The following is a 17,820-nucleotide window of genomic DNA, read 5'->3' on the forward strand; positions in this document are numbered from 1 at the left end:
TTTTATTTGAAGGATAATTTTTAGTTTTGTAGAAGTGAACAAATTTAGCTTTGATAGAATTGTTTTAATTTTTAAGATGTTCCCGGAAAAGCTATAAAACGAATAAAAAATAAATGCAAGAGTTTGATAATATTATAGAACTTACTGATTTTGAGGGTTGTGCTGGAAAAATAAATGTATCGATATTTAAAACGGGAGCAAGATCCTGGGTTCCGTACTTTGTTTACCTACCTCCTAATTGGAGTCCAAATGAAACCTATCCTCTGGTGCTGTTTTTACACGGACAAGGTGGTGATGAAGGTACTTTTAATAAATATGTTCAGGCAGAACAATTGAATGAATGGATTACAAATGGAGATATTGAGCCGCTTGTGATTGCTGGAATTCGTGGAGATAATGATCGCGATAACGTTCAGTGGTTTGCAGAGGAAAATGAAAGTCTTTTGGTAAAAGAGCAAGGAGGTGAATTCATACAGTTTTGTCAGAATTCTTTTCATGCAGGAGATCATGGAAAACAGATTTCTATTGAAGGTCATTCACGTGGTGCGGCTGGTGCCATTCATTACTATTTAAAATATCCGGGTTTGTTTTCGTCGATTGTTGGTATGGGTTATGTAAGTGACTACACTCTGGAGGATAATTTCTTCCTTGGGCGAAAGAATTTAGAGGCATTAAAAAGGGAATCAACATGGCTGAAACTTGAAATTGGTACTGAGGATAGTTTTGTTCGGAACAAGAATCGAAGAGCATGTTTTGAGATGCATCAGTTCTTAAAAGAAAATTCGATTGAGCATTCTTTTGAAATATTGCATGGAGTAGAACATGGTTTTGATACTTATTGGAATTATTACAGTGATGAAGAAATGTTGAATGGTTTGGCTCATTTGAAGTTTCATGAGCGTAGCAGAAAGAGAAATTGTAGGTAAATACTTCGCTTAATATGGAAAAAGTTAGCTATTTTGTACATAATTATTAAAAAATTGATTTCATATGAACTTAGCCCGCTATTTATTCGTTTTTATCGTACTTCTTCCGTTTGCCAGTATAGCTCAGGATACTGTATATTTTAATCAGGATTGGCTGGCTGCTGAGAAAGAGAACGCTCAGTATTTTTCTACGATAAATCCAATTACTGAGAATCAATTTTTGGTAAAGGACTTCACAATTGATAAGGTGCTTCTGTCTGAATATCATTATAAGGGTTTACAAGCAAATATAGATTGGAACAAGCTTTACGAAGTAGGTTTTAATCAGTATGCAGTGGAGAATGGTACTAGTCGTAATTATTATCCTTCAGGTTCGATAAAAAAGGAGTTTGAATATGTAGACGGAGAACAGAAAGGCATGGTGACTTTATGGTGGGAAAATGGAAAAAAGGAAAAAGAATTTTTTGCTGTAAATAATATTGCAAATGGAATTTACTCAGAGTTTTTCGAAAGTGGAGAGCCTAGTTTAAGTGTGAAATTTCAAAATGATACTTTGCATGGTCCTGCTATCTATTATTATCCGAATGGTAAGATATCCCATATGGGGAAGTTCAATAAAGGAATTAAGTTTGGAATTTGGACATACCTTTCGGAAGATGGCAAGCCAGTTGCCGAAGAATTATACCAAGACACATATTTTATTGATGGAGCTGATGTTAATATTAGTTTTCCGGAAGGAGTGTGGTATTTATCGGAGAGGTACAAGCTTGATGACAGATTGAGTTTCCTTTTTTACAGACTTGCAATGAATGAAGATGAGAATATAGAAGATTTAGCATCTTGTCTGATTTCTTTGGAAGATGTTCCATTGGATATTGGACTGATTGATTATTCCTCGTTCAGAAGAAGACGCCTCTCGGTGGATGTAAAGAGAGTAATTACAAAGGAGAAAGATCTATTTACTCTTCCTCAAAGCATTGGTTATTTCGCGAATCATACCGATTCCAATAATAATGAGCGAACAACTATTGTTTTGCATTCTGTTCAAGCTGGAGTTGGAATGGAATTAGTCCTTGACTGTTCAAGTGAAAATTACGAAACTTTAAAAGAGGAATTTGAATACATACTGCAATCTCTTAAAAAATAATTGCAAAAATATTTTAAACCAAAGAATGAAAGTCGTTTCTACAAACATAGGGGAAAGTGTTGAAATCAATTATCACGGAAAAATTGAAAAAACAGGCATGTATAAATATGCTGTCGATCAGGCAATTTGTTTGGCGAAGAATGATGTCGTTAACGACTCGGTAATTGACCGAAAGTATCATGGTGGTGCAGATAAAGCCTGTTATTGGTACTCGGAAAAGCATTATGAATTTTGGAAAGAGAAATTCCCCCGTTCGGATTGGAATTATGGAATGTTTGGAGAGAATTTAACCATTTCGGAATTAGATGAAGGAAACATTAAAATTGGTGATGTCTTTAAAATTGGAAATGCCAAGGTTCAGGTTTCTCAACCCAGACAACCGTGTTACAAACTAAATTACCGTTTTGATTGCAGCAGTATGGTTCGTCAATTTATAGATGCTGGTTTCCCGGGCATATACGTTCGTGTGCTTGAGGAAGGAGAAGTAAGAAAAGGTGATGAATTAATTTTGCTTGAAAGCAGAGAAGAAAGCCTTTCAATTAGAGAGGTGTACAATTTATTATATGAATCTTCCAAAGATGAACTAAAACTCGATAAAGCAATATCTGATCCTGCACTTGCAGTAAGTTGTAAAAAAGATCTAAAGAAATAAGAAAGGACAGCATCTGCTGTCCTTTTTGTATGTTAACTTCCTAGTATTATTTTTCGGATTAATGCTTCATGGTCGGTTCCCGATACATCCATATTAAATCCTATTTTATAGATCAAACCATTGTACCAGGTGTAATATTGTGATGATCCAGTGGACTCCTTGTCCAATAGGTTATCCTCTTCAATGAATTTATAATAATCAAACATTCTTGGCCAAATTCCAGCTGCTGGTTTGTAATACAATGGATGAGTTCCCTCCAATACTAATTTTTGATAATTACTAGGAAGATTTTCTTCCATCGCTAAAGTGGTTTCAGGGTCTAAAAAAGGATCTTCAGGATATTGAGTTATCGAGATAATAAAGAAATCTTTAAAATCGGTTTGGTATCCTGTTGTATTCTCTAAATAAGAGAACTGAACTTGAAATACCAATTTGTTGAATGCATTCCATGAAGTTACAATATTTGCTTGTTGCTGTGCAGGTGTAAATGGCAAATCATCTATAGATAAAAGGTTTATCTTATCTCTCATAACGGAAGGAATACTTGATAATGCCTGAGAAAAACTTACGGGAGCATAATAGTCAACTTTCTCGCGAAATTGTAATAATTTAAAATCATAGTTATAGGTGTGATCTCTACCATCAACTTCATTCAAACTTTCCAGCAATGCTTCGTTTTCATCAATATAACCTGAATATTCGTTGTCTTTTGCACATGAAAAACTTCCAATGATGAAAAGTATAATGAAAAAATAATGACGTTTCATAATGATGTAATTAGGTAAATCAATAGTAACAATACAAACATACGTAAAAAATGATTTTATGTTATGTCTTGTTTAAAATTAAATAACTAAAAAATAACTTTTTGGCTCTAATTACGGTCATTACATACAGTGAGCTAATTTTCGTTTGCGAGTTCCCACGCAGTTAAAAATACAAGTTCAGATACTCGTTTTATGGCCTGAAAATCTATCTTTTCGGCTGTGTCGCTTGCTTGGTGATAGTCTTTGTGTAAGCCGTTAAAATAAAAAATAGCGGGAATCCCATGTTTTACAAAGGATGCTTGATCTGAAGCTCGATACAGAAAATTATCAGGCGTATCGTATTTGTAATCAAGCTGTAATTTTGTGCTGATCTGATTTATACTATCGGATATGACTTTCAATTTGGGCTTAAGATGATTGGCTCCCAGCAAGTAAATATAATCTGTGGTATCATGAAATTGGTCGTATCGGCCCAGCATATCCAAATTTAAATTCCCAACAATTTTCGATAAAGGCACCGGTGGGTTGTCAGTAAAATATTTTGATCCGTACAAACCTTTTTCTTCGCCGGTAAATGCAACAAATACAATACTTCTTTTTGTTTTATGTCCATTATCACTTGCTTCCTGAAATTTTCGTGCAATCTCTATGATTGACGCAGTTCCTGAAGCATTATCATTCGCTCCATTGAATATTTCACCATCTTTTTTTCCAATATGATCGTAATGAGCAGAAATAACTAAAACTTCTTCCTTTTTATCGGTTCCCGGCAAAAAGGCGAACACATTCTCAGTACTTACTTCCTTGTATTTTAAGCTGAAATTAAAAGCAAACTTTCGATTTGCTTGTTCGCTTTGGTTTACCTGATTAGTCGCTAATATTTGTTTTAATCTTTTTGGTTTAATTTGAAGAAGTGCACTGGCAACAGAATTTGAGATTGCTCCTTGAAAGGTGTTCATTCTGCTTTTGTATTTGGTAAAAGATTGGTTCGAACTTATGGAATCAAAAGGATTAGATTTACCATTAATTTCCGATTTAAGCTTCATTCCTCTAGGAGATATTGCTTTTCTCTTGTTCAGTAATCCCTTGTATTGATTGTTTTGATTTGGATTGCAAAACAGAACCAATTTGGCTTTGGAAGCAATCACAATATCATTTGATTTTATGGCTGCAGCATACAGATTAGAGCTTAGAAAAAGAACTGCTTTATTGGAGTAATCTTTGTTGGTATAGCTTGTGTCAGGGGCAGTTCCTAAAAAAACGAGATCCATACTATCGTTTGAATAATTCGTGAATCCTGAAATAAGAATGTCTTCGTAATTTTTAAATTCTTTATCCAAGTTTTTGATTTCCGCCCCAGACTGTTCTTGTTTGTAAACTGAGAAATTCTGAAAGTATTCTAGACTGTCTTTAGTGCCTGAAGGATTAATTAAATGCGCATTTAGAAATTGTTGATGAATATATTTAGCTGCAAGCTTTTGCCCTTTACTACCGGTGTCTCTTCCTTCCATATTATCCGAGGCTAGTACTACAACATCGTTTTGTATACGACTTGTCGAAAGTGATTTGGAATAGTGCAGAGCAAGGCTGTCTTGAGCATTTAAAAGAGAAAAATTACTTACTGATATAAAAAGGATAAAGATTATTAATCGCATGCCAAACTCTTAAATTAGTACACTTGAAATTGAATTCAAATTAATAAAATTTGCTTTCCAATTCGCATTTATGCTCTATTTTTCTGCATTAAGTGATAGCTTACGCACTTTTCGATTCCTTTTTTGTGCCTAAAGTCGTAACTTTAACTAAATAAGGAATTTGAAATATGAAAGTCTTCAGTCTTTTACTCTTATTGATATTTTCATTTGGAGAATTTAGTGAAGTTGCTAATCTGCAGGAGATGGAATTTGAGAAACTTCGGATAAATATGGTCATCGATCAGATAATGAAAAGAGGAGTGGATGATCCTCTTGTTATTCGTGCCATGGAAAAAGTGGAAAGGCATCTGTTTGTTCCGGCTAGTTTACAGAGTTTTGCTTATCAGGATCGCCCTTTACCTATTGGGGAAGGACAAACCATTTCACAACCCTATATTGTTGCTTATATGAGTCAGTTGCTCAATTTGAATTCGAAAAGCAAGGTTTTGGAAATAGGCACAGGCTCTGGGTATCAGGCGGCTATTCTGGGAGAGATTTGTGCTGAAGTTTATTCCATCGAAATTGTTGAATCATTGCAGAGAAGGGCGGCTTTTGTTCTGGACTCCTTAAAATATGAAAATGTAAAAACCTTTTGCCGAGATGGTTATTTGGGTATGGAAGATCAGGCTCCCTTTGATGGAATTATCGTGACTTGTTCTCCGACAGAAATTCCCGAAGCCTTAATTGCTCAACTGGCAGAAGGAGGCCGGTTGGTAATTCCTGTGGGAGAGAAGAATGTTAAAAAGTTAGTTCTTCTAAAGAAACAAAATGGGAAAATCAGCAAACAGAATGTACTTCCCGTTCGATTTGTTCCAATGGTTGATGAAAAAGGGAAGTCCTATTAAATTTATTTCTTCTTTTTATAAACCCCTTCAAACTGAATACTCCAAATTTTACCATCGTCGATGGTCGATTCCCAAATTTGCTTTACATCTCCATTTGGCATTATAATCCAGCTAATTCTATGAAGCGACTGATCTTCTCCCATATAGGAGTCTGTACTACTGGATAAAACCATTTCCCCCTTCTCAAAAGCTCCTTTTAGCAGTAGATTATTTCCGTTTTTATCAACCCAAATTTGTTGCCATTGGTCAATCTTATCGTTGTAAAAGCTATAGCTGGTGCCTGTAAAATTCTCCTTTTCGGATACCCAATTTTCTTGTAACAGATAACCATCTTGCAGCAGATTAACTGTGTTGTGACCTACGAGTTCATCATTTGTATAAACGTCCCATTCTCCCAACCAAAAATCGAATTGCCTATGCTTAGAAGTAGCATTGTCAGCAATCGAGTTTTGCGAAAAGGAAACAAAATATAAAAGAATAAAAATGGGTAAAAGAAAACGTTTCATGACGCAATTTTAGGAGGTGAAACACAAAATTAAAAACTCACGGGATTATTCTTCTTCCAAATAAGTTAGGCAACGTTCCAGTCTATTTTTTAATTCGACAGCAAATGGCTGTAATTCTTCGTTTTCTATTACATTAAAAGCAGCCGTCGGATCCATTATAGAAATATCCACATGACCATTATCTTGTTCAATTACAGTTACATTACATGGCATCATGATACCAATTTGATCCTCAACCTGAAACGCTTTGTAGGCAAAAGAAGGGTTGCATGCACCTAAAATTCGATACTTTTTAAAATCTACGTCAAGTTTTTCTTTCAAAGTAGCTTTTACATCAATATCGGTTAATATTCCAAACCCTTCGGTTTGAAGAGCTTTGGTCATACGGTCGATGGCATCGTCGAATTTAAAATTCGTACTTAGACGGATAAAATAACTCATAGTTATAATTATTTTGGTGTAAATTAATGGTGTCGCAAAATTTTAGGCATTCATTAAGTTATGAAAAAATGCGTGAACTGTAAAAAATAAAAACGGAGACTAAATATTCTGATCGTATTTTGTTTTGTTGTATTTTCTTCTTGGTGAAAGTTCACATGCTTTTATTAAAAACCATATCAGAAGTGAGAATGCAAGAATTCTTACATATCCTAATACTGGTTCGTATTCAAGGCCAAGTGGGCCTGGTACGTAGGTGGTAAGCATTATTACACTAAGAGGAATGAAAATAAGCATTAATACGATGAGAATAATTGCAGCTTCTTTGTGAACTCTTCGAATTAGGAGGCCAACCCCGCATACTAATAATACAAATCCTAAAATAGTAACCATTTCGTAAGTTGAATTTGAAATTGCGGAGAACATATGCTCAAAAGGTGTTGGAAGGAGTATATGTATGGATCCAATCGATATAAAGCCGACTCCATAGGCAAAACGCAAACGATCATTTCTCGAAAATTTCATGAGGTATTTGCTAAAGCGGGAGGTAAGCCACACCAAAACAAATGAAATTAATATGACAAGCAAGAATAACATTGACTGAGTATTAAAATGTATAAGGTATTGAGTCAATATACGAATTTGATCTTTTGCCTGCAAGTGGCTGAGGCTAAAATTTTATGATGATAAATGCAAAAGACCACATTGGTGAAATGTGGTCTTTGTAAAAATAATTTTGTACTGGCTATTCTTTTAATCGAATGACCACGGCGCCATTTTTGGCTTCTTTCCCATACTGATTTGTCGCTTTTTCATCTTTTAATACCGTAATGTAATCGATATTATTAGCGTCAATCTTATTCATTTCCTCAGCTGATATTTTTTCACCATTTATAATATAAAGAGGTTCATCCTTATTTGTATTCCCTAGGAATTTGACAGACGAGTTTATGCTTGAAAATTTGGTTTTAAGAGTAATTACAATAACCCCATTTTTAGCTTCTTCACCATACTTTTTAATTGCATTTTCACCTTTTAGCACATCCATACTTTCAATATCGTCGGGGTTTATCTTGTTTGCTTTTTTTGCAGATATCTTTTTCCCATCAACAATGTAAAGTGGATTATTGATTGATGCTCCCTTAATTTTCACAACAGGTGCATTTTTTGAACTTTGAATTTTACTGGTGATTTCAATAACACCATTTGTACCTTTTTTACCGTACTTTTTAATGGCCTGTTCACCTTTAATAACATTCATCGACTCAATCGATTCTGGTTTTATTTGATCCATTTCTTCACGATAAATTTTTTCCCCATCAAGAAAATATAAAGGTGAATTATTCAGATCTCCTAAATTAAGCTTGCTAGTGGAATTCTTTTTTTGATCATTCGATTTACTGGTGATTACAATAACTCCATTTTTGGCTTCTTTCCCATATAATTTACTTGCAGAGGCATCTTTAAGAACACTAATTGATTCAATTTCGTTTGGTGAAATCTGTTCCATTTGCGTACGAGTGATTTTTTCCCCATCTAAAATTATAAGCGGTTGTTTATCTGGATCGCTAATGCTGGAATGGCTTTGTGGTAAACCTTTTCTGGTTTCGGGTGATTTTCTTATACTTTCTTCCAATTCATGGCGATATTCATCAGAATTAACTTTCTGAATATGTTCCTGAATTCTTGTCTTACTTTCTTTAATTTGCCGATTTATTTTTTCCTGAAACTCCGGAGACTCAATTTTTTTCAATTCTTGTTCAATGTTCTCACGCTGTTCCTTCATTCTATTTTCAAATTCTCCTGATTCGAATTTCGCCTTGTGTTGTTTAAGAGATTCTTTAGCGTCTTCAAGCTGTTTTTTAAGTTGATCTTGAAACTCCTTTGAATTCATTCGTTCAACGGTTTCCTTGAGTTCAGACTTAAGTTGGTCTTTTTCCTTCTTATTTAATTCAGTAGTCAACTCTATTTCCTTCAAGTGATTTTCAAGTTCCATTTTCTGTAATTCTTGTTTCTTGGCGAAATTCCCATCGGTTAATTCTTTTAATTGTTTGTCGATTTCAATTTGCTGTTCTTTCATCTCATCCTGAAAATCAACAGAATTAAAATCAAGATCTTTTAATCCTTCCTGAAGTTCTTTTCGCATTTGGTCAACATCAAGGTCAATTTTCATGTCCTTCATTTCTCTTTCTGCCGACTTCATTTCTTTCAACTGCTCTTTTATGATCTCATCGGCCTTCATTTTCACCCATTTGTCTGATTTTACAGAATCTTTTGGGAAATTAAATTCAGGAGCATCAAAAGAATTAAAAGGCATGTCTAAGGCTGCAGGTAGTGGAGGCATAGGTGGCATTTCCAATAGTTCCATTTCTTCTACCTCTGCTGCTTCTTCCACTTCTGTGACTTCTTCAAGCTCAGTTTCAGCTGCAACTACTTCTGTTTGGTTTTTGTTCTTTTTTTTCTGATCATTTTTTGAGTTGGCATTCACCAAATCAATAGGAAGGGCTTCCATCTGAATGGACTTCTCAGCTTGATTTGTTGTTTTGTCAAGGATGTTGATTTTCGAATAGAATGCTTTCTGAGAATCTGTATTCCCTGAAATTGCAAAATTCGAAATCAGGAACAAACCTGCGAACAGGAGCGTAAATACGCCGCTAAGCATAAATCGTTCTCTTCTTGGATTGGTTGAGGCTTTAGGTCTAAGAATACGTTTAATCCGATTCAAAACTTTTCCCTTTTTACCAGAGAATCCCAACACCATTTCATACTGTTTTTTTCTGATTGCTTCCATATTATTTAATGCTTTAATTAAAGGTAAGGATTCACCACAAACCGTAACCGCCAGATCGTCACAAATGTGCTCTCTTTCGGCATTTACCACAGAAGATAGCCACCAAACAACAGGATGATAAAAGAATACTAATTCAATAATGCCTTGAATGAATTGCAGCAAATAATCGTGTCTGCGAATATGTGCCAATTCATGTGCTATGATAATTTCCAATTGATTTTCGGGGATTCCGCTTAGCATGGAAACCGGAAGAAGTACAATTGGTTTAAAATATCCAATTACAGAAGGAATGTCGAGTAGACCCGATTCCTTAAAAAGAATGTTTTGCTTCAGATTGTATTTTAACACCAACCGATTGGCAATGGCCATATACTTAGATCGCAAAGGATAGGTTAGGTGCTTTTTTAATTTTAGGGTTTGAATGTATTTTAAAATCAAGTTTATGGAAAGAAAGAGCATTCCAATCATCCATATATTAACCAGATAGGGGAATGTATTTTCCAATTGAGCTTGTAATTGAATCCATAGTCTGGCAAAGAAGCTTTCTTCCTGCTGAACGAATCCAATTGTTTTTATTTGAGCTGCAATATCGCTTACAGCTATGCTTGTATTGGAAGGAATATAACGGTAAAATGTTATTGCCGAGGCAACACATATTAGTATCAGTCCTAAGCCTGAAAAGGCATAACGTATTCTTGCATTGTCTTTTGAGATAAATCGGAATAACAGCCAAATAAGACCTCCAATTACCATCGCTTGCCATAAGGAATGCACCAGAGTCCAGCCAATCGTATGGCTTAATTCATATAAATCGAAATTATTTATCAGTTCCATTTTGATCCGGATTTTCGATGTTATTAATTAGCTTTTTAATTTCATTTAGTTCCTTAGTTGAGCATTTTTGATTGCCCAAAGCCTGCAGAACCATTCCGGAGGTTGATCCACCAAATAACGTGGAAATAAATTTATCGATTAGCTGATTTTTAGTTTCTTTTTCTTCCACAATGGCCTTATAAATATGGGTTCTTGAATTCATATTACGTTCAAGTATCCCTTTCTCAGTCATTATTTGCATTAGCTTAAGAGTGGTAGTGTAACCTACATTTCTTTCCGACTTTAATTTGTCATTTACAAATCGAACATTCGATGGACCGTACGTCCAAAGGACTTGTAATATTTCTAATTCTGCTGCGGTTGGCTTACTCTTCTGTGGCATCTTGTTGTGGTGATTTCCGTTATACGATTGTTTTCGTAGATAAAGATATACGAAAACATTCGTATAACAAAATTTTAATACGATAGATTTCGTAGTTAAATAATTTAAGTAGCCGATTTAGCAAGGGGAAATGATTCTAAATACTTACTCAATCAGCTATATCTCTTTACTTACTGCTTTTTTTTTCGTAAATTATAGCATACCGATTAATCTCAAAATAATGGGTAGAAGTAAGAATGAGAAATCAAAACCCCAGTTGGCCATGCCAATTAAAGGTTATTAAAACCTTATGTAGAGTACTTATATTTTAACCGTAAGATCCAAAGTATTATGCCTATTCGTAAATTGAAAGAGTTTTTAGATGAGAGACATATTAAATATGTAACGATTCGTCATTCGTCAGCCTACACCGCTCAGCAAATTGCAGCATCGGCCCACATTCCTGGTAAAATGCTCGCCAAAACAGTTATGATTAGAGTAGATGGAAGGATGTGCATGGCTGTATTGCCTGCATCTTATTTGATTGACTTTGATTTATTAAAAAAAATGCTGGGATGTAAAAAAGTAGAGTTGGCGCATGAGCAAGATTTTAAAGATATATTTCCACAATGTGAAGTGGGAGCCATGCCTCCATTTGGTAATTTATACGGTCTGGAGGTTTATGTGGCTGAAAGTTTAATTGAAGATGATGATATCGTATTCAATGCAGGGACTCATACCGAGCTTATCATGCTTTCTTATGAGGATTTCCATAATTTGGTTGAACCTATTACATTGAAGTTTACACATAAAAGTTATGCTTAACTAAGTAACATGAAACAAATAGTTGATTCTTTTTCCCGTTCTTACTTCTTTTTAATTTTTAGATAGTTTTCTTTTATTCCTTCGCATAACCATATCGCTAAGGCTTGTCTGTTTTCTGATTTTAGAAATCGCAACTGATCTTTTTTGTTATTGATATTCCCTAATTCAATAAATACAGAAGGAGGTGTTGTAGTTTGCAACATGTATAATCTTCTTGTGCCAATAGTCCCATTGTATCCGCGATTAGGCTGGAATTTTGCATATTTATCTTTCATTTTTTGCTGTAAGCTTAGAGCTAAAATTTTGCCTTCTTTGCTTGCTGAATGATGATAGAAATATACATCGGTGCTGTTTCCTTTACTTCTTGAGTCGAGATGGAGGATAACTAAACGTTGGTAAGTTGTTTTTTTCTCGTTACGGGCTAAAATATTTATTGCAGCAGCTCTTTGTTTTAATCGGCGAGTATGTTTTCGGGGTATTTTCTGTGAAGGATAGCAACGTTCGTCATGATCTGGTTTAAGGTAAGCGTCATCTCGAATTCCATCATTAGGGTCTTTTATAATAAAATGCACTTTTGCTCCACGAGAAAGGAGCTCTTCACCCATTCGAAGTACAATGTCATAGGCATATTCGTCTTCTGCTATTTTTTTACCCGAAATTGTGCCTACTGCACCTGGATCCGGTCCACCATGTCCGGCCACCAAGTATAAAACGGCACCACTCATTGAATTATCAACTTGTTCTACGTTTTGATGATCTTTGCCTAAAATGGAAGCTTGAAGTAGTCTGAAACGCGAAGGTATTTCGTATTTTTCACCTGCAATTAAATCACCATTTTTGGTAAACCTGCCTTTATTTACTTCTTTGAATTTTGCTAAATCCTTGTCTGGAGAAACATTGTTACGCAAAAGAAAGGAGTTGAAGCCTTCACCATTTTTCGCAGAACTCCATTCGTAATTTCCCTGAGCGAATATAAGAGTTGAATTTATTAGTAAAACAGCAATAGAGATGAGTATGTATCGGAGCATATTTGGTTGTCAAATTTTAAGAGATAATAAAGCTACTCGATTTTTTAGCAGATCTTATTAAATCAATAATAATTGGTAGAGTTTACGGATTACTCATTATTAATTGTTTTTGAATCAATAGCGTATGCGGTGAAAATCCCATAGCCCCCAGTTACATTGGAATGAAGATTTACTTTGTTGAAAAAAGGTAAATCATCACGGTTGTGATAGGAAGTTATTGAACGTTCATACTTAAAGTAATCTGATGTAATGTGGTACAGTTCTATTTTATATTCTTGAAACAGGTCTGAACTATCAAATAACCCATTGTAAACGTATATACTAATGTTGTTACCATCTAAATTCTCATCGGTGAATGTACGACTACCACGAAGCATATTTTGCTGAATACCAAGGGAGTTTTCTGCTAAATTACCATTGAAAATAATGTCATCGCTATAATAATCAATTGTGGATATTGTGTTGCCATCAATTGCTTTCAGTAAAATCATATAATAATTTTCCTGCAATTTTTTATCCTGAAATTGAATGGTAAATTCTATTTTATTTTCTTCTTTAACTTGATAGTTTAGATTTGATATTGCTACTTTCTCCACTACTTCAGTTTCAGATTTAGCTGTTTCTAAATCGGGATGGGAAACTTCAATCTGATAGGAGTTATTTGCTGCCAATACATTTGAATTCAAGGAGTACCAGCCATTGCTTTCATGTATCAGATAGCCTAATTTCTGATTGTTTTGGCTTATCTCAACATTGGCAGTAGTTAAAGGGGAGTTCGCATTTTTATTTTGAAACCCCGAACTCTTACTTACATGAACCCTGAGTAAACTATCGACTCCTATTAGTGCATTAATCACCAATTTAGGTTCTTCATCCGGTATAGGAACCTGCAATTCTTCTTCACAGGAGATATGAAGGAAAAGGATGCAGATATTGAGAAAAAGTAATCGGTATTTCATATGATAATTATTTGTTTTTTAGTTGCCAGATGGAACTTACCTGGTAATCATTTCCTTGTGTGTGAAAAGTATTATACATGGACGTTTCATAATAACTCTTCTTAAAATTTATAGGAATAACTTACACTTGGAAGAAAAGAAAACAGACTAATCTGCTTTAAACTATATGTGGTGGAACCAAATTCGTTTTGATTTTCGCTAATGGAAACGTAGTTGGCATTTTTTCGGTTGTACACATTATTAATACTTAGGTTCCATGTTCTTATTCCATGTTTCTTAAATTTTCTGAAATTGATTGAAAAATCCATTCTGTGATAGTCTGGCAATCTAAATCCATTTCGATGTGAAAAAATGGGTACTGAAGATATACTTCCGGGGGAGTAAGGGGAAACCGCATTCACATTTGTTGAGGAAAGTGTTGCAGGTAAACCGCTTCCATACACCCAGGCTATAGAAAAATCGACCTTCTTACTTAATTTTTGATTGAAAAGTACCGAAAAATCGTGACGGCGATCGTAAGGAGAAGCAAATGTTTTACCCGAATTTATTTCTGGATATTTTACATGCGATTTGGAAAGTGTATAGGCCATATTACCCGTAGTTTTGCCATTGGTTTTACTCAGGTTAAATTCCAATCCTTTGCTCCATGATTTTCCTGCTACAACCATCTTTTCCCAGTCGGCACCTACGTTTTGGAAAAAGGAAGCATCGCTGAATTCCAAAACATTGCGGGATAATTTGTGATAGTATTCTGCTGAGAACTTTACTGATTTGGAAATGGAATAATTCGTTCCACCGGTATATTGAAATGAGTCGATAGGCTTAATTTTGCTGGTTACCGGCAACCAAAGGTCGGTAGGCAGACTTAAAGAGCTGGTAGTGACCAGATGAAGATATTGAGTCATTTGGGAAAAACTTCCCGTAAGGGTCCATTTTGGATTCAAATGATATTGTGTACTAAACCTAGGTTCGAGAGTAGAGTAGTAGGTTCCTTCAACAATAAAGCTACTCCAACGCGATCCTATATTTACAAGGAATTTTTTGCCGAATTGAATCTGGCATTCTCCAAATAAAATTATTTCTTTTGAACTGATAATTTGATCGTTAGATGTGTTTTGTTCGTCTTGATCGTTGTTTCGGTACAGTTCGCTGCCAGGTTTGGTGTGATGAAGTGAGGTTTCCATTCCAAATTTCAAGTAATGTTTAGCATCAGGAATCCAGTCAAATTCTGTTTTAAGGGAGAAATCACGAATACCTGATCTAAATTGATAGTTGTAGTTTTCCTTAAAACTTTCATCTTCATTTTGTGTTGATCTCTTATCCTTAACTAAAAAAGTGTACCTGCTTAGTATCAAGGATGTATTGGCGAAAAGGTGATTGCTGTAAACATGATTCCAGCGAAGCGAATTTGTGAAATTGCCCCATCCAACCTTATTTTCAGTCTTCTCTTTTGATGTGGCTGTTCGTTCTTCCGTATTTTTCACCTTAATTAAATCGCCACCCCAATAAGTGCTGAAGAAAATCTTATCGCGCTGAGAAAATTTATGCGTGAGTTTAAAATTTAAATCACCGAAATAGTATCCGGCGTTTATATCACTATCGGCTAAATCCAAAATACCATTTACCAGCAAATCGAGATAGGAGCGACGAACGGAAAGATTAAATGTTGTTTTGTCCTTTTTAATTGGACCGTGCAAGTTAAACTTCGCAGTCAGCAAACCAATACTAAAATCGCCACCTAATTTTTTTGAATTCCCATCTTTCATTCTAATGTCAAGAACCGAGGAGACTCGGCCTCCGTAATGTGCCGGAAATCCACCTTTTATCAATTTTACGTGGTTGATTGCATCGGGATTAAATACAGAGAATAAACCCAGTAAATGAGAGGAATAGTAAACGGGAACATCATCGAGAAGAATTAAATTTTGAGAAGGGGAACCATTTCGAACGATAAATCCTCCAAGACCTTCGTTGGAGGTCTGAACTCCGGGAAATTGAACTAAATTCTGAAATAGATCATTTTCTCCTAAAATACCTGAATTGCTAAAGCTTTCGGAGGTTAGCGAACTGGTACTTACAAATTGATGATTGATGTTATTGCTCTTTTGATCGGCAAGCACTTTAATCTCATTAAGAATAGAATTAGGCTGTAGTGAGATATTAATGCTGGTATCTTGTTTTGGGTTTAGATCAATGATAATATTCTGATAGCCCACATAGGAAATTTGCAGTTGATGGGCTTTTTGATTGAGTGTAAAGCTGTAAAACCCAAAGTTATTGCTAATTGTTCCGGTGTAATCTTCTAAATTGACAATACTCGCATTAATAAGAGATTCCCCTGTTTCAGAATCGGTTACGAATCCACTAATGCTGTATTTTCGTTCTGATGGAGGAATTCCAACTAAAAATATTTTATTGTCCCTATTGATGATTTTAAATGCTTTTGTATCAATAATCTCGTTAAGAAAGTATTTTAAACTTCCCTTTAAAGAGGGGAGTTTTATGTATTGATTTGTATTTAATTCGCTGGTGTAGCTAAATTCAACACCAGTTTGTGAACTTATTTCGTTCAATAACTCATGCAAAGGATAAGCAACATTCTCAAATTCTAATTGTTTAGACAAGACCGATTCCTGACAGAAAACTGAAGAGGAGAGGAGAAGGAAAGAAAATAGAATCAAAAATTTTCTCATGTAGAGTATAGGTTCAAAATGAATATCTGTCAAATTTACAATATGTTCTTATAAACGACAAAGGGAAGTCCGAAGACTTCCTTTTCATGAATTGATATTACTCCTGATAGGAGTTCTCTGTAAACTTATCGTTGAAAATTAATTTACTTTCTTAAAAATATATCTGGTGATATAGATACCATTTCCATCGCCTTTACCACTGTCGCTTTCAACACCACTGGTCACAAAGGCAAGTTCCCACCCCTCAGCGCTAAGCGTGTTTATTTTTGAGGAAGTTAATGCATCGTTCGAAGCTATGTTTTGAAAATTGATACCTGCGATACTATAAAAATTCAATAATTTTGTTTCAGCAAATTTGTCAACTTTAGCATCGGAGCGCTTCACATCTTTCTGCTTGCTTTTTTTGCCGTCGGTTCTTTCTGTGGTAAAAGCTTCGGCATCAATACTAGCTTTTTCTTCAATTATTCGTGAACGTCCAATTCCCATAGGAACTATTGATTCTACCGAAGTAATAACTTTGTAGTGAACGGTTTGAGCTTGTGATTCAAAAACAAATCCAAATGCGATAATCGCAATAAATAATAACTTCTTCATTTTACTTTTTTAATATTTGGTTGTAGGTTAATTGTTAATTTTTGTTTTGAATTATTCGTAAAGATAAATTTGTCTTCTATCCTTCATGATAATGATTTTTTTACCACCTGCATATCCATCTTCTTCATCCAAACGATATCTTTTTTCCCTTTCTAAATAAATTGTTGCAGAGCCAGGATAAAGGTTTCTCATGTCATCGGAGTCCAGATAAATGTATTCTGCATTTCTTCGGCTGGCAGTCTTACTAATAGTTGTTCCCGATTGCTCAATACTTATGGTAATACTCTCATCGTAACCCAAAGGCGAACCATTCCAGTACAATCTTCCCGATGAAAACAAATCAATTTCGTCTAAGTCATTAGGGATTGTTGTATAGGCAATGTCATCGGTATAAATGCTGTTCACAAAATCTCGATCCCAGCTTTTATTATAGATGAAATCAACATCAGCAAAACCTCTCGTTTTCCATGTATACTCATGAAATAGAGGCCAATAATCGTGATGTCTTTCCCCATTAAATTTCACGTTCGAATCTTCAACCAATTTGATATGAACACCAGAGCTATTTCTTACCTTGAATTCTGCACTTGCAGTAGTTTCATTCTTATAGTTATCGTATACAAGCTTATAAGACTGATAAACCGGAGTGTCATAAGCCAAGTCGTTCGAATTAATTTTCTCACAACTAACAAAGCTGAATCCCGATAAAATGACGAATAGGTATGTAAATAATTGTCGTGTCATAATTTTGTGTTTTCGT

Annotated in this window: 17 protein-coding genes; 5 read left to right on the forward strand and 12 right to left on the reverse strand. The window is 34.9% G+C overall.

Annotated elements, in window-relative coordinates:
- The first annotated feature begins 113 nt into the window (after positions 1-113).
- From ALGA_RS18970 to ALGA_RS18980, 3 genes are all read left to right on the forward strand, one after another.
- The gene (locus ALGA_RS18970) at positions 114-926 is read left to right on the forward strand and encodes an alpha/beta hydrolase (RefSeq protein ID WP_096431915.1); all 813 of its coding nucleotides are present in this window, start codon (positions 114-116) and stop codon (positions 924-926) included.
- A gap of 64 nt (positions 927-990) precedes the next feature.
- Complete coding sequence (locus tag ALGA_RS18975; RefSeq protein WP_096431917.1) at positions 991-2,073, forward strand: toxin-antitoxin system YwqK family antitoxin; 1,083 nt, start codon at positions 991-993, stop codon at positions 2,071-2,073.
- 25 nt (positions 2,074-2,098) lie between these two features.
- Positions 2,099-2,725 (forward strand): MOSC domain-containing protein, encoded by a 627-nt coding sequence (locus ALGA_RS18980; RefSeq protein WP_096431919.1) that lies wholly within the window; start codon positions 2,099-2,101, stop codon positions 2,723-2,725.
- 32 nt (positions 2,726-2,757) lie between these two features.
- On the opposite strand, the gene ALGA_RS18985 is transcribed toward ALGA_RS18980, so the two are convergent.
- Both ALGA_RS18985 and ALGA_RS18990 read right to left on the reverse strand, forming a co-directional pair.
- The gene (locus tag ALGA_RS18985; RefSeq protein ID WP_096431921.1) at positions 2,758-3,492 is read right to left on the reverse strand and encodes a hypothetical protein; all 735 of its coding nucleotides are present in this window, start codon (positions 3,490-3,492) and stop codon (positions 2,758-2,760) included.
- Between the two features lie 134 nt (positions 3,493-3,626).
- On the reverse strand, positions 3,627-5,147 hold the full coding sequence (locus ALGA_RS18990; RefSeq protein WP_096431923.1) for a M28 family metallopeptidase: 1,521 nt from the start codon (positions 5,145-5,147) through the stop codon (positions 3,627-3,629).
- Between the two features lie 167 nt (positions 5,148-5,314).
- On the opposite strand from ALGA_RS18990, the gene ALGA_RS18995 reads away from it, so the two are divergent.
- Positions 5,315-6,031, forward strand: a complete 717-nt coding sequence (locus ALGA_RS18995) for a protein-L-isoaspartate(D-aspartate) O-methyltransferase (RefSeq protein ID WP_096431925.1) — start codon at positions 5,315-5,317, stop codon at positions 6,029-6,031.
- A gap of 2 nt (positions 6,032-6,033) precedes the next feature.
- On the opposite strand, the gene ALGA_RS19000 is transcribed toward ALGA_RS18995, so the two are convergent.
- From ALGA_RS19000 to ALGA_RS19020, 5 genes are all read right to left on the reverse strand, one after another.
- Positions 6,034-6,537: a hypothetical protein gene (locus ALGA_RS19000; protein ID WP_096431927.1), complete on the reverse strand. Its 504-nt coding sequence runs from the start codon at positions 6,535-6,537 to the stop codon at positions 6,034-6,036.
- Positions 6,538-6,582: 45 nt separating this feature from the next.
- Positions 6,583-6,978 (reverse strand): DUF302 domain-containing protein, encoded by a 396-nt coding sequence (locus tag ALGA_RS19005; protein ID WP_096431929.1) that lies wholly within the window; start codon positions 6,976-6,978, stop codon positions 6,583-6,585.
- Between the two features lie 99 nt (positions 6,979-7,077).
- Positions 7,078-7,500 carry a hypothetical protein gene (locus ALGA_RS19010; RefSeq protein ID WP_145957682.1) on the reverse strand — a complete coding sequence of 141 codons (423 nt, stop codon included), beginning with the start codon at positions 7,498-7,500 and terminating at the stop codon, positions 7,078-7,080.
- A gap of 220 nt (positions 7,501-7,720) precedes the next feature.
- Positions 7,721-10,600 (reverse strand): TonB-dependent receptor plug domain-containing protein, encoded by a 2,880-nt coding sequence (locus ALGA_RS19015; RefSeq protein WP_096431933.1) that lies wholly within the window; start codon positions 10,598-10,600, stop codon positions 7,721-7,723.
- Positions 10,584-10,982, reverse strand: a complete 399-nt coding sequence (locus ALGA_RS19020) for a BlaI/MecI/CopY family transcriptional regulator (protein ID WP_096431935.1) — start codon at positions 10,980-10,982, stop codon at positions 10,584-10,586. The genes ALGA_RS19015 and ALGA_RS19020 overlap by 17 nt, the downstream gene beginning before the upstream one ends.
- A 330-nt stretch (positions 10,983-11,312) precedes the next feature.
- On the opposite strand from ALGA_RS19020, the gene ALGA_RS19025 reads away from it, so the two are divergent.
- Positions 11,313-11,786 carry an aminoacyl-tRNA deacylase gene (locus tag ALGA_RS19025; RefSeq protein ID WP_096431937.1) on the forward strand — a complete coding sequence of 158 codons (474 nt, stop codon included), beginning with the start codon at positions 11,313-11,315 and terminating at the stop codon, positions 11,784-11,786.
- A gap of 41 nt (positions 11,787-11,827) precedes the next feature.
- On the opposite strand, the gene ALGA_RS19030 is transcribed toward ALGA_RS19025, so the two are convergent.
- The 5 genes from ALGA_RS19030 to ALGA_RS19050 form a co-directional block, all read right to left on the reverse strand.
- A complete protein-coding gene (locus ALGA_RS19030) occupies positions 11,828-12,814 on the reverse strand; it encodes an N-acetylmuramoyl-L-alanine amidase family protein (RefSeq protein ID WP_096431939.1) in 987 nt (328 codons plus the stop codon).
- An 89-nt stretch (positions 12,815-12,903) separates the two neighbouring features.
- On the reverse strand, positions 12,904-13,773 hold the full coding sequence (locus ALGA_RS19035) for a DUF4249 domain-containing protein (RefSeq protein WP_096431941.1): 870 nt from the start codon (positions 13,771-13,773) through the stop codon (positions 12,904-12,906).
- Positions 13,774-13,874: 101 nt separating this feature from the next.
- Positions 13,875-16,466 (reverse strand): TonB-dependent receptor, encoded by a 2,592-nt coding sequence (locus ALGA_RS19040; protein ID WP_096431943.1) that lies wholly within the window; start codon positions 16,464-16,466, stop codon positions 13,875-13,877.
- A gap of 138 nt (positions 16,467-16,604) precedes the next feature.
- Positions 16,605-17,060, reverse strand: a complete 456-nt coding sequence (locus ALGA_RS19045) for a hypothetical protein (protein WP_096431945.1) — start codon at positions 17,058-17,060, stop codon at positions 16,605-16,607.
- A gap of 51 nt (positions 17,061-17,111) precedes the next feature.
- On the reverse strand, positions 17,112-17,804 hold the full coding sequence (locus ALGA_RS19050) for a hypothetical protein (RefSeq protein WP_096431947.1): 693 nt from the start codon (positions 17,802-17,804) through the stop codon (positions 17,112-17,114).
- Between the last annotated feature and the right edge of the window lie 16 nt (positions 17,805-17,820).

This window comes from Labilibaculum antarcticum (genome assembly GCF_002356295.1).
In the GTDB taxonomy this organism is placed as follows: domain Bacteria; phylum Bacteroidota; class Bacteroidia; order Bacteroidales; family Marinifilaceae; genus Labilibaculum; species Labilibaculum antarcticum.